Annotated in this window: 13 protein-coding genes and 2 pseudogenes; 6 read left to right on the top strand and 9 right to left on the bottom strand. The window is 43.2% G+C overall.

What is annotated here, in order from left to right:
* Positions 1 to 6: 6 nt before the first annotated feature.
* Together G5B47_RS18000 and G5B47_RS17995 are read right to left on the bottom strand one after the other, a co-directional pair.
* A complete protein-coding gene (locus tag G5B47_RS18000; protein WP_165100909.1) occupies positions 7 to 471 on the bottom strand; it encodes a ferritin family protein in 465 nt (154 codons plus the stop codon).
* A gap of 139 nt (positions 472 to 610) precedes the next feature.
* The gene (locus G5B47_RS17995) at positions 611 to 1,066 is read right to left on the bottom strand and encodes a hypothetical protein (RefSeq protein ID WP_165100906.1); all 456 of its coding nucleotides are present in this window, start codon (positions 1,064 to 1,066) and stop codon (positions 611 to 613) included.
* Positions 1,067 to 1,191: 125 nt separating this feature from the next.
* Here G5B47_RS17995 and G5B47_RS17990 point away from each other — a divergent pair, with 125 nt between their 5' ends.
* From G5B47_RS17990 to G5B47_RS17975, 4 genes are all read left to right on the top strand, one after another.
* Complete coding sequence (locus G5B47_RS17990; RefSeq protein WP_165100904.1) at positions 1,192 to 1,839, top strand: nitrilase-related carbon-nitrogen hydrolase; 648 nt, start codon at positions 1,192 to 1,194, stop codon at positions 1,837 to 1,839.
* 527 nt (positions 1,840 to 2,366) lie between these two features.
* Complete coding sequence (locus tag G5B47_RS17985; RefSeq protein ID WP_165100901.1) at positions 2,367 to 3,281, top strand: DMT family transporter; 915 nt, start codon at positions 2,367 to 2,369, stop codon at positions 3,279 to 3,281.
* 332 nt (positions 3,282 to 3,613) lie between these two features.
* Positions 3,614 to 4,780, top strand: coding sequence for an acyltransferase family protein (locus G5B47_RS17980; protein WP_165100898.1), 1,167 nt, complete (start codon positions 3,614 to 3,616; stop codon positions 4,778 to 4,780).
* A gap of 385 nt (positions 4,781 to 5,165) precedes the next feature.
* Positions 5,166 to 5,633 carry a hypothetical protein gene (locus G5B47_RS17975; RefSeq protein ID WP_165100896.1) on the top strand — a complete coding sequence of 156 codons (468 nt, stop codon included), beginning with the start codon at positions 5,166 to 5,168 and terminating at the stop codon, positions 5,631 to 5,633.
* A 271-nt stretch (positions 5,634 to 5,904) separates the two neighbouring features.
* On the opposite strand, the gene G5B47_RS17970 is transcribed toward G5B47_RS17975, so the two are convergent.
* The 4 genes and pseudogenes from G5B47_RS17970 to G5B47_RS17955 all read right to left on the bottom strand — a co-directional run.
* Complete coding sequence (locus G5B47_RS17970; RefSeq protein WP_165100893.1) at positions 5,905 to 6,642, bottom strand: SDR family oxidoreductase; 738 nt, start codon at positions 6,640 to 6,642, stop codon at positions 5,905 to 5,907.
* A 281-nt stretch (positions 6,643 to 6,923) separates the two neighbouring features.
* Complete coding sequence (locus G5B47_RS17965) at positions 6,924 to 8,090, bottom strand: iron-containing alcohol dehydrogenase (RefSeq protein ID WP_165100890.1); 1,167 nt, start codon at positions 8,088 to 8,090, stop codon at positions 6,924 to 6,926.
* A gap of 40 nt (positions 8,091 to 8,130) precedes the next feature.
* Positions 8,131 to 8,688, bottom strand: a complete 558-nt coding sequence (locus G5B47_RS17960; protein WP_165100887.1) for a flavin reductase family protein — start codon at positions 8,686 to 8,688, stop codon at positions 8,131 to 8,133.
* Between the two features lie 75 nt (positions 8,689 to 8,763).
* Positions 8,764 to 8,868 (bottom strand): annotated as a pseudogene (locus tag G5B47_RS17955) (Atu4866 domain-containing protein); the annotation flags it as partial.
* A gap of 205 nt (positions 8,869 to 9,073) precedes the next feature.
* On the opposite strand from G5B47_RS17955, the gene G5B47_RS17950 reads away from it, so the two are divergent.
* On the top strand, positions 9,074 to 9,994 hold the full coding sequence (locus tag G5B47_RS17950; RefSeq protein WP_124695375.1) for an AraC family transcriptional regulator: 921 nt from the start codon (positions 9,074 to 9,076) through the stop codon (positions 9,992 to 9,994).
* A 391-nt stretch (positions 9,995 to 10,385) separates the two neighbouring features.
* Here G5B47_RS17950 and G5B47_RS17945 read toward each other — a convergent pair whose 3' ends face one another.
* Together G5B47_RS17945 and G5B47_RS17940 are read right to left on the bottom strand one after the other, a co-directional pair.
* Positions 10,386 to 10,643, bottom strand: coding sequence for an Atu4866 domain-containing protein (locus G5B47_RS17945; protein ID WP_165100884.1), 258 nt, complete (start codon positions 10,641 to 10,643; stop codon positions 10,386 to 10,388).
* Between the two features lie 281 nt (positions 10,644 to 10,924).
* Complete coding sequence (locus G5B47_RS17940) at positions 10,925 to 11,968, bottom strand: zinc-binding alcohol dehydrogenase family protein (RefSeq protein WP_235949682.1); 1,044 nt, start codon at positions 11,966 to 11,968, stop codon at positions 10,925 to 10,927.
* A gap of 124 nt (positions 11,969 to 12,092) precedes the next feature.
* Here G5B47_RS17940 and G5B47_RS17935 point away from each other — a divergent pair, with 124 nt between their 5' ends.
* Entirely contained in the window at positions 12,093 to 12,470 is a 378-nt protein-coding gene (locus G5B47_RS17935) for a winged helix-turn-helix transcriptional regulator (RefSeq protein WP_025333052.1), read from the top strand.
* Between the two features lie 4 nt (positions 12,471 to 12,474).
* Here G5B47_RS17935 and G5B47_RS17930 read toward each other — a convergent pair.
* A pseudogene (locus G5B47_RS17930) lies at positions 12,475 to 12,926 on the bottom strand (VOC family protein).
* Positions 12,927 to 13,025 lie beyond the last annotated feature (99 nt).

The following is a 13,025-nucleotide window of genomic DNA, read 5'->3' as shown; positions in this document are numbered from 1 at the left end:
CATATTTTACCGGTTAAGCGTAAACAGATAATTATACTTGCTTGCATGCTTTAACTCATCCAGGATAATGCCGCCCACCGTATCCCGGTAGATGCCGACGGGAAGGCCAAACCATATTTTTCGATATTTTTCGACGGCCGACAATTCTCCCTGCAGCGCCCGCTGTATGCCGGTAGTATAGGATTCTACTCGCTGGTACTGCTCATTGCTGATCCCCCGTATGTCCTGCCCCGTCAACTCTTTGTAGATCCCCCGAAACATACGGTTATGCTCCCGTTCATCGTCGCGGATGGAAGCAATGATCGCAGCTTGCTCGGAGTTTGGGGCGAGCTTGATCAGTTCGTCATAGAAGAGCTCGTCATTTCGTTCTCCCTGAACCGCTTCTTTGATCATATCCAGGGCTTGCGGGGTAGAGGTGGCCCAAACGGGCTGAAAAGCGGCTCTGCTCCAATACGGGTTTACCCAATACATAATATTCAGGACCTCCCAATGATTTTGTAATCGTCAGGATTAGCATATGTGCGGAAGCCCAATTTGGTTTCATAAAAAAAGAAAACCGCCCAAAGGCGGTCGATGGAACAGGGTAGACGGGATAACGCGATAGTGGATGCTAAGCGGCTTTCGGCTCGGTCCTTCTTTCCAGAAGCGCAGCTCCTGCCCAGACAACGGCCGTAATAACTCCTGTGACGATAGCCGATCCGCCCGCGTGGAGAAGCAGCAGTGGAATCCATATGAGACTAAGAAAAAAATGCACTTTACGCATCCATTTATTTCGCACCCGCTTGATCAGCCACCCGTACCCGGCTAACGCCAAAAGGATCAAAAACGCGGCTAGTCCGGTAAATATTTTGTCGTCATGAAGTTTCGTGATCAGATAATAAGCGCCATGCACCAAAATGAGGACCAGTGCGGTCCAGCCCTTGAACTGGTGTACACGGTGCAGAAGCTTGCCCAGCTTTCGTACCGGAAGGGAGGTGGACTTGAGCTTCTTCTTGAAACCCATCCAGGAAAAACTGACCGCTCCGCATACGACCGCAATTGTCCCCAATAATTTAAAAGGTTCCAATTCTTCCTCTCTTTTTCATTATCGTATCAGCCAGTTATTAACGAATGATTAAGGCGGTCTCCCACTAAAAGGATCTTATGGTATTATGAAGGAGACGGTCACACAGTGTTCGGGAGGGGACTGAAATGATCATTGGTTCTTTACAAATGAATGTAGAAAAAAAGGATAAAATAAAAAACTTAAACACCATTGAGAAGCTAATCAATCAGTCGGTGGATTCGGTTGATTTGGTAGTTCTGCCTGAGCTGTTTTCAACAGGTTATTTTTTTGATTCGGCAAGCGAACTGATGGAGATCGCAGAAGAAATTCCTAACGGGTATACAACAAGAAGGCTTAGTGAAATTGCTAAAAATGCAAACTGTCATTTCGTTGGAGCCATTGCAGAACAGGACAACGGCCATCTTTATATTACCGCAATCGTAGTAGGGCCATCAGGTTATATGGGAAAGCAAAGAAAACGGCATCTTACGGATCATGAATCCAAAGTTTTTTCTTGTGGAACAAGCTCGGAAGTCTTTGATATCAATGGATGCAAGGTAGGAATTGTGATCTGTTTCGAAGGATGGTTCCCGGAAAGCGCAAGAGAATTAATGCTAAAAGGGGCGCAAATCATTTGTCATTCCGCATTAACCTGTCAGGAAAGAACCCTTGATATCATGAGAATCCGGGCGATAGAGAACAAAGTGTATCTGATTTTAGCCAATAGTATAAGCACAGAGTATCATAATAATGAGTCCATCACCTTTAGAGGAGATAGCAGAGTAATCGATTAAGATGGAAATATTTTAGTCAATGCCGGTCAAGATGAGAAACTAATTACTGTAGAAGTAAATGAAGAACATACGATTCACAAAGACTTGGAAGATTGTAAGGATTTGATTTCGGAAATTAAAAAACATACATACTACTAGGGGAGAACTTATTCCCAACATATCCATCACTTACACTTCCAGAATAATGGTAGTTTCGCGGATTATTTTCATCGGCTATGCTACTATTATTTTGTACTTTTCTTCATAACCTTTTCTTTTCCTCCGGATTTGGGTAGTCTGGAGGCTTTTTTTGATTGTTTAGGACCGAACAAGTATCAACTTGTCTGGTCCTTTTTTCATTATTGGCTAAAATCATCTGTAAGCATAATTCGATCAGCTGCAATCATGTTTTTGCATAACAATTTTGTTATGATGTATATCGTATATATTCATTTTACTTATGATAAAACCTGTTGTATCATCTGCTTATGGCAAGCGGAAAATCACTCAAGCAAGGCCAATCCGATTTGAATAAAGGGGGAACTATTGTGAAATATAAGGCTTGGATTCTATTAATATTAGCCAATCTATTTTGGTCTGGTAATATGATTTTCGGAAAATTCAGCTCAAATGAATTTCCTGCAGTGTGGACAGCTTTTCTAAGATGGGTTGTTGCATTGATTCTACTTATTCCCATTGCCCAAATTGTGGAGAAACCTTCGTGGCTTCAAATATGGAAAAAAAACCGGGGGATTATCATTTCGTTAGCTGTTTTAGCCATTGTCGTCTATAGCTATCTCATGTATGCTTCACTACAATTCACATCTGCAGCGAATGGCGCTTTAATTAACACTCTCACTCCAGCCTTGATTATGCTCTTTTCGTTGATATTCCTAAGGGAAAAAGTAAGTACCTTTCAGTTCATTGGATTAATCACTTCATTTATTGGTGTCCTGATTGTTTTGACTAAAGGAAACCTGCTTCAATTGTTCTTCACCCACTATAACAAGGGCGATGCACTCATGTTTTTGGCCGTGTTATGCTGGACAGCCTATTCATTGGTTGTAAAAAAAGCAAAGGGCATTCCGCCCATTACATTGGTAGCGATGATAGCGATTGTTGGTACTATTCTGTTGATTCCTTTTTTATTCATGCAACCACTTCAGTATAAGGAAGTAACTTCTTTCGGTATTATGGGGATTGTTTATTTGGGTGTGTTCCCGGCAGTCGGCTCGTTTATCTTTTGGAATCAAGGCATTAAGATGTTAGGAGCGGGTAAAGCTGGCATAACCATGAATTTGTTGCCTGTCTTTACAGCTATAATTTCGGTTATCTTGGGTCAGGGTCTGGTGATTTCACAAATTGTCGGGGGACTCCTTACGATTGCCGGTATGATATTAACTTCGATAAAACTGAAACAAGTTTCTCCCGAAAAGAGTATGGCGCCTCAGTTGAATGTATAATAACTCCTCAACAAAATGACCGAACAAGCATCTACTTGCTCGGTCATTTTCAGATTGTCGAGAAACCCATGTCTTTGAGACATTGGGTTTCTCTTTTTTCATTCGTAATGTGCTCAAAGACCTAAAAAAGAGGGGATCACCCCCGCTTTTCCAGGCGATCCAGGTGGATTGCCATCTTCTTCATGTTCGGCTTTGATGGCATACAATAAGGCGTATGTGCTACGTCTATTTCAAGTTCTCGTTATTCTCAAATAAAAAATGGTTCGCGATGTACATTTAATCTACAGCGTTGCATGTTATAATATCCTCATTAATGGAAGAAGAGGGAAAAAATGAATAAAGAGACATTTGAAAAAAAGCTATTCTATTTAGATGGCGTTAGGGGCCTCGCGGCATTTGCCGTGGTTATTTCGCACTACATTCAAGTATTTTATCCAGCTGCGTTAAATGGAAGACAACAACAAGCTCATTTTAAATGGGATATCTGGTACGGACATTCTCCGATTAATTTATTTTATAATGGACAATTTGCCGTTTGTTTGTTCTTTGTGCTAAGTGGATATGTGCTCAGTGTCAAAATGTTTGAAAATGAGCTCGATAATGAGACCTTTCTAAAATTGTTGCATTCCAGCGCCCTGCGAAGGTACATTCGGCTTGCCGTGCCGGCAGCGGTATCCGTATTGCTTGTGTATCTAGCTATTATTACGAATGCCTTTTATCTCCAAGATATATGGGGAACAACATGGACGGATATGAAAAAGAACTACTACGCTTTAGATACAAATATATATACCGTTATCAAGGCTGCTATTTTTGATCCGTTTTTCCGTTTTAAAGCACATCCATACAATCCGGTTCTTTGGACAATGAGCTATGAGCTATTGGGTTCTTTTTTGATTTTTGGTTTTCTTGCTTTATTTGGACGAGTAAAGAAAAGATGGATTGTGTATATGGTCTTATCCTTTGCTTTTATTCAAACCTATTTTGTCGCTTTTTTGTGGGGAATGCTGCTTGCCGATTTGCTCAAGCACAAATGGGTCCAAAGTATACTAATGAAAGTACTTGTGCTTTTAATGGGGATTTACTTAGGTTCGGCGCCTTATACTTCATTAATGGGGACTATGTACGAACCTATAGAAGTGTGGACAAAAAATTTTGACATCGACCCACGGCTTCTTGCACGAACCCTAGGTGCTGCTATGATTTTGTTTGCTCTGCTTCGTTCAAAATTGCTGCAATATGTGTTTGGATGGAAACCGTTTGTTTATTTAGGACAGATTTCATTTTCCCTTTACCTCATTCATTTCACTATCCTAAATACGTTCTCCGCGTTCCTGTTTAGTAAAGTAATTCATTATTTTAGTTATAATCGTGCCTATGCAATTACGTTTTTGGTTTCCATGGTGCCCTTATTTATTTTATCGTATTATTATATGAAATATATCGATCAAGGTGCATTAAAACTAGCTCGAAAAGTTGAAAAAAAGATGACCGAATAACCCAAAACGCAGAGTTGAAACCAACAATTCTGCGTTTTTTTGGTAGATTACCTACTTTTGTACGGAAAATACAGGTAAATAATTATAGAGACATAGGGGGAAATAGCAAAAATATAGCTCGTTCCAGACCTTCACGGTGAAGAACTTCAAAACAAGCTATTCACTGAGCGTGAACTTGTGAGAAGGATCTTGTCGAACAATGTAAGAGTCTCGTTTTACAAGAGAAATTTTTCGAAAAAGTGAAAGGGAAGTTAGGCCTTAGTGTATGGGAAGTAATGTAATTAAATGTCGTAGTATTGGTTATTTTGGAATTATATACCTTGTCATTTTATGTATGTTATGATAACAGCGTATTCAAAAATTATATGGAGAGGAAGTTAAGAGAATGACAAACAAATTTATGAGGATTATTGGTGCTGGTGCATTATCTATTTCACTTATTACTGGAGTTGCTAGTGCTGTTTCGGCAAATGACAATACAGCATCCAAAGAAGGAGATAAGGTCATTAATATTACTCCTTTTGCAATCCAACAAAGTGTACTAAATTGGGATTTAACAAATAATACTGTTGCAGACCCACATACTTCATGGACAGTACAGATTGGATATCCAAATATTAACATGTATTTAAAAAATACAGGGTCAAATTCTTTTAGAGTTGAAGTAAAGCATAATACTAAGGGTACAGTTATCTTTAATGAAACCATTGCAGCAGATGGAATAGGAAGAAACTACATAAATAATGATAGTAATCCACTTGTTCCTTCAGGTACATACACAGTGACTGTTTACGGTGGAACAGCTGTACCAAAAGGAACAGTTGTACTTAAAGCTTCTGACACTCCTTGGTAAACGTTATAATCTTGTAATGGGGCTGTCCCAATAGTCTAAATTGACTTGGGACACCCCCTGAAAATGACCGAACAAGCATCTACTTGCTCGGTCATTTTTATCGTGAATGGATTAGATCAGAAATTCTCCAGAACAATCTTTCCTACCGCTCTTCCGGTCTCTATTTTTTTATGGAGCCATTCCCGCTCCCATGCTTCAGACTGATCCGAATGCTGCCCAGCATGCATATGCAGCCGCGCGAGCAGACATCTCTATTATTTGTGAAGCAGCATTAGTGTAGACTAGCTGTAGGACGTACAATAATCTCACTAACGTCTACTTCAGCAGGCTGCTCGATGGCATACATGATTGCCCGCGCAATAGCGTTTGGTGAAATGGAGATTCGACGAAACTCCTTCATTTCCTCCCGGCCTTTTTCATCAGAGATACTCTCAGCTAGCTCTGATTCCGTAACTCCCGGCGATACAAGTGTCACGCGGATATCACCGCCTACCTCTTGCCGTAATCCTTCAGTGATGGCTCTAACGGCAAACTTAGTTGCACAATAAACTGCTGCAGTTGGAGATACGGTGTATGCACCTATAGAGGCAATATTAATAAATTGACCAAATCCTTGCTTTTTCATAAGCGGAAGGCCTGCGGCGATGCCGTGAAGAACACCACGAATGTTAACGTCAATCATACGATTCCATTCATCAATCTTCAACGCTTCCAACGGTGAAAGAGGCATTACGCCAGCGTTATTCAAAATGACATCGACACGGCCAAATATTTTATGTGCAAAATCAATGAATGTTTGGACCTGTTTCTGATTCGTCACATCCAAGGTCTGGTACTCAACTGATCCTCCTTCTGAACGAATTGCTGCTGCAAGAGTTGCTAATCTCTCCGTACGTCTAGCTCCTATTACGACATTAGCGCCATTTTGAGCAAGTAGACGTGCCGTTGCCTCCCCGATTCCACTGCTTGCACCCGTAATTACGATAACTTTCCCTTTAATATTGGACATGTCTTTTTTCTCCTTCAAACGTGTTATTTTTCGAATGGGTAAAGCCATTCATCCACAGTTCAGATTGATTTGGGAGGTTTCAAAGCATTGCACTCAAAAGCATGATTACACTCAGTACCGCGAAGACAACTTGAGATCCTGAATAGAACGCTTTTCCCACCGAAGCGTTTGATTATTTCCAGTAACGAGTGAGAGCAAAATGCTAGGTATACCTGAAATTCTAATCCACAGCATGCCTTGGTTTTAATCAGGTGAGGAAATTTTAAATGATATAAAGGAATTTATAATGCTCTTTCCAGAATCTCTTGGCTAATGTCCAATGTAAGATCATGAGTTTCCGAAAGTGCTGTCATCCCATGAGTCTTTAACTGTTCGATGATAACCGGTATTTTATCCGCACCAATGTTATAGTCGGACAGTCGTGTCTTTGCCCCTAGACTTTCAAAGAATTCCCTCGTTTTTTGTATGGCTGAATTTATCCGGTCATCTTCGCTTCCTTCCGTTATGTGCCAGACTCGTTCGGCATACTGCAAAAGTTTCGCGCGCTTTTTCTCGCGGCGAACCTCCAGTAACGGAGGCAGTATAACAGCCAATGTTCGTCCATGGTCAATGCCGTATAAGGCGGTAAGTTCATGTCCGATCATGTGGGCCGCCCAGTCCTGCGGGACTCCTGCACAGATTAATCCGTTCAGCGCCAGTGTAGCACTCCAGACCAGGTTTGCGCGTGCATCGTAATTTTCCGGTTCGGCGATTGTAGTTTCACCTATTTCAATCAATGTTTGCAGAATGCCCTCTGATATGCGATCCTGTATTCTTCCTTCTACGGGATACGTGAGATATTGCTCCGTTGTGTGCACGAATGCGTCAATCACTCCGTTGGCCACTTGATTTTTGGGCAGCGTATAAGTAAGAGTCGGGTCTAATATTGAAAATGTAGGAAATGCTAATTCACTGAAAACGGGGTATTTCCCTTGTCCATAGCTGATTACACCACCGCTGTTCATTTCTGAACCGGTGGCAGGTAAAGTCAGCACGGTACCGAAAGGAACCGCGTGTCCTATGATATCCAAGCCAATGGGCGAAAAACCGTATTGCAGAAGATCGAGCGCATCCCCATCATAGGAGGCAGCAAGCGAAATGAATTTAGTTCCGTCAATGACAGAACCGCCGCCGATGGCAAGCAAAAAATCAATATGTTCACGGCGCACCATTTCTGCGGCTTTTATCAAGGTCTCATAATGAGGATTTGGTTCTATTCCGCCAAATTCATGAATTTTTCTGTTACCCAGTGCGCTTCTCACCTTATCGATAGTACCGTATTTTTTGGCACTTTCACCTCCATAGGTGATTAGAACATTTGCATCGGCTGGAACAAGCTGATCAATGCTGCTAAGTCTGTCCTTACCAAATAAAATGCGTGTTGGATTGTAAAAATCAAAATTAAACATGGTAACATCTCCTTTTCAGATTTATGAGTTTTTCTTTCTGTCAACGCTGGACATAGGATGACCATCTCACCATTTTATCTCTGAGATCCATGGTCTCGCCGTCAACCGTAAAGGTTCCGTTTCCGTTGTGATGGATTAGCCGGCATTCCTCTCGATCCGGATTAATCCAGGCTTTCACCACTTCCAGAATGATGAGATTGTATTTGTCAATCAAACCATCGTCGGCGATACGGCATTCCAGGTTCACCAGGCACTCAGCGACAAGCGGAGCATTTACTTTTTCGGCAGTTACCGATGTCAGACCGAAGCTTTTAAACTTGTCTGTGTCTGTACCGGAACAGTTGCCGATTCCAACAACCTTAGAAGCAAGATCTACCGTTGGAACGGCAAGCACACATTCCCCTGTACTGAGCAGAGTTTTGAAGCTTTGATCCCATGGACCGAGCATGCAGCCGATAAGCGGCTTGTCGCCATCTGCTATCACCATGTGATAGCTCATTGCCATCAGGTTGGGCTGGCCGTGGTCGGAGGTTGCTACCAATACGACCGGGCCTGGTTCAATGAATTGGTATGCTTTGGATAGTGGGAGTTCTTTCATTAACAATCAGCTCACTTTCTCGAAATTTCACCCAGACGACCGAGTACGGCATCCTTTTTCTATCCCACACACATATCATTCTTCTCGATAAAGAATCATCCTGGCATGGTAGAGGATCCCGTCCCGAAAATCGCCGTCGGCGGTGGACTCGGTATCATCCACATACTCGATATGGTCGCCTTACCCACATGCCAACATACGGGTGATGATTCATGTTGTTGGTTTTGTACCATTTCACGTCCTCCTTGGCTCTATTTCTTTTGGGGTCTTCTTCATTATGAAGTAAATGAAAGAATAGCCGGTAGCCGGAATCAGGCGGATTCTTGCCTAATTCTCCATTTTTCAATAAAATTAAATGACCATATGATTTATGGAGGTTGGAGATATGAGGTTGGACGAGAAGGAAGTAACGCTGCAACAGGAACTGGCGGCGCAAATCGAACGATATACTGGGATAGACGGAACTTTCTCTACGAATATTCCCTCGCTGCATTTCATTAGGGCATCCAACGAAACTGATCCGATTCATACCCTCTATGAGCCTTCGTTATGCATCGTCGCTCAAGGAACAAAGCTCGTTATACTGGGCAAAGAGAGTTATGTGTACGATCCATCCTGTTATCTAGTCGCTTCGGTGCAATTGCCCGTTTCCGGACAGGTGATCCAAGCTACGCCGGAATGCCCTTACCTGTGCCTGCGACTGGATTTCGATTCGAGTCAAATTATCGACTTGATCCGGGAAGTTGATATATCGCAGAACGTTCCATCAAGTACGAAACGGGCTCTTTATGTCAGCCAAACAACCACATCTCTTCTCGAAGCAACTGTCAGACTCGTTAACCTATTAGACACGCCACAAGACATTCCCGTGCTTGCGCCAATGATCATCCGAGAAATTCTTTACCGAATTCTTTTGGGGGAACAAGGTCATTCGATCAAACAATTTGCCATGACGGGTAGTCACGCGGATTGCATTGCTAAAGTTATTGAAATGATTGAACGGGATTTTGCCAAGCCGCTGCGAGTGGAAACACTTGCCGCCGCTGTGAACATGAGCACCTCCTCGTTGCATTATCATTTCAAAGAGGTAACGGCAATGAGTCCATTACAATTTCAGAAAAAAATCCGTCTGCAAGAGGCTCGACGGATACTGTTCTCCGGGGTGACGGAAGCCGCAAATGCGGCATTTTTAGTCGGATATGAAAGTCCCTCTCAGTTTAGCCGGGAATACGCCAGAATGTTCGGCCTTCCCCCAATTAGTGATATAAAACAATTTCGCAGTACGCTGCGCGCCGCTTCGAATTGAGGCAGAAAAACCCCTTCCGGTCAATTGTCGGAAGGGGTTGTCATAATACTGTTCGAACGCTACGGTCAAACCTCTATTTCGATCTTCGGTTCTTACGCTTCTATAATAGATTCTCGACCCGGCACTTGGCTGGAAGGAGAACTGACATATCTATGAGATAAGACCACTGCTCCCACCGCCAAAGTGATTCCCACCGCGGCGACCCAGGTAATTGAAACAGGATCAACATTGGAATTATTATCGCCGGAGACGGGGCAAAGAGCATGATCAGAATGAGTGCGGAAACATTAAAGCGATAACCCTCCGATCAGGGTACGGTGAATCCCCCATTTGTCCGATGTGTAGATTTTTAACGTGCTCGACATGTCTCTTCAATTCCTTTCCGATTCGTTTAATCTTCCCGATATAAAATCATGCCTGCGTGGTAGAGGACGCCATTCCGAAAATCCCCGTCAGCTGTAAATCCGGTATCGTCTACATAGTCGATATGATCACCATTAAGCATGTAGCGGCCTTGATAGGCGCTTTTCCGATTGCCGCGCGCCTCGTCGTAACGTCCGTTTGGCAAAAGCTCATGTCGGATGTATCCATCCTGGGTAACCCACATGCCTACATAAGATGCTTGTCCTGCCTTGTTTCTTTTCTCCATTTTGTTTTTCTCCTTTTACGATTGATTGTGAAGGCCTCGTCTTGAACCAAGTATGGAGCATATCGGGGCTGATACGGTAGCCGATTCGCGTAGAGTTATTGCACAATCCTCCAAAATCGAAAAATAAACCAAAAGAGATGGTGATGTTAGGAAAAGAAAGCTATTATTATAATCCAGCATCCTAACCGGAAGCGGCGAATGCCGGATTCCAAGTGGGCAATCAACAAAATGACCGAACAAGTACCTACTTGCTCGGTCATTTTTATCGTGAATGGATTAGATCAGAAATTCTCCAAAACAATCTTTCCTACCGCTCTTCCGGTCTCTATTTTTTCATGTGCTAGACGCAGGTTTGCCGCGTTGATTGGTTCCAGGCGTTCGGCCAGAGTCGTCTTCAGCTTGCCATTATCGATCAGTTCAGCCAGTTGATTCAGGATATCGTGTTGTTTGATGATATCTTTGGTCTGGAACATGGCACGGGTGAACATGAGCTCCCATACAAACGTGACACTTTTATAAAAAAGCAGATCCATATCCAAGCTTCCCGCCTGGGAGGCCTTCGCTACAGGAACGATTGAGCAAATCTTGCCCTGGGGGGCGATAACTTCTGCCAAATTCTCAAAATGCTGCACCGTATCATTCAGGCAAAATACATAATCCACGGACTCAAACCCAATTTCCTTGAGCTGCGGTGCAAAAGGGCTGTTGTGGTTGATTGTAAAATCCGCACCGTGATCTTTGGCCCACTGCACTGATTCCGGACGTGAAGCGGTGCCAATTACAGTTAGTCCCGCTAATTTGGCGAGCTGCGTAGCTATCGATCCTACTCCTCCTGCCGCACCGATAATGAGTATGCTTTCGTTTTCCTCAGAACTATGACTGATTCCCAAACGATCAAATAAGCCCTCCCAAGCCGTAAGCGAGGTCAGCGGAAGGGCGGCCGCTTGCGCGAAATCCAGGCTCTTCGGCTTGTTTCCCGCAATGCGTTCATCCACCAGGTGAAATTCACTGTTAACGCCTGGACGAGTGACACTGCCCGCATAGAACACCTCGTCTCCCGGCTTGAACAATTGGCATTCAGGCCCAACCTGCTCCACGATTCCAGATGCATCCCAACCCAAAATTTTGGGCGATTCTGCCTCATAGTTATTATTCTTGCGAATATCCAGGTCGGCTGGGTTGACTGAGACTGCTTTGACTTTGACAAGCAGATCGCGGCCTGTAGGCACCGGTTTTTCTATATGCAGATCAACAAGGCTTTCCGGATCGGATAAAGGGAGATACCGATAAGAGCCGACTGCTTTCATGTTTAGGGGATTGCTCATTTGTTCCTTCCTTTCCAATTGGTTTGTCGTACATACGAATTATATATTGTATACTTACATTAAATAAGTACGCATATTTTTATTATATAGTATTAAAAATCATACCATTGGAGGAGGACGCGCTATGGGAGATCGGAGAAACAAATACGGGGGTAAGCCAAACATGGAAAGCTGTCCTGTGGAAACCACCCTGGATGTCATCGGCGGCAAATGGAAAGGGATTATTCTCTATCAGCTCATTGGCGGAACGAAAAGGTTTAATGAATTCCGGCGTCTTAATCCGGGGATTACGCAGTTTATGCTCACATTGCAGCTCCGGGAGCTTGAGCGGGACGGCATCGTTCACAGAGAAGTGTATAAAGAGGTTCCGCCCAAAGTGGAATATTCGCTCACCGATTTTGGCAGGACGCTTGAGCCAATCATCGTATCTATGAAAAAATGGGGGGAGACTTATAAAATCAGACTTAAAGATATAAGAACAGAGCAAGAGGAGGATGCTTGAGCACTCAAGCGGGAGACCTGTCAAAATCAACGTCCTCAATAAACTCAATCACTTCACTGTTGGGACTGTAAACCAAGGCGTTTTTCACCACAAGCGGCGGTTCGCCAAGAGACATCTGACTCGGTTCCACACAGGCCTTTGCTCCATGAGCAATGGCTTTTTGATATGTATCGTCTACATCACTCACATAGAAGGCAAAGTGTAACAACGCACCGTAAGCTACCTCCTCCTCAGACGAAGCTTTTTTACCTTGGGCTGGAATGACGGCTTCATTATCAAAAACTTCAATGCAGGTTCTTCGATCGGGCGAAACGAGCATGGATGCTTCTTTGATATGAAAGGAAGGCAGACTCCAATAGTGCCCCACCTTAAATCCCAAGACTTCAGTATAAAAGCAATCGTCCCTTCATAATCTTTGGCCTGGATCGCCACATGTGAAAGACCTTTTACGCTCATTCAATATCTCTCCTTATCTGTAAGTTGTTAATAGTATAGAAATTTTAATGCGTTAAATACATAGGATAAGTAAGCGTATATTGATAAAATAGTTATGAA

It is taken from the genome of Paenibacillus apii (genome assembly GCF_011043685.1).
Taxonomy (GTDB): Bacteria; Bacillota; Bacilli; order Paenibacillales; family Paenibacillaceae; genus Paenibacillus_AQ; species Paenibacillus_AQ sabinae.
This window is presented reverse-complemented; position numbering and strand designations above follow the sequence as displayed.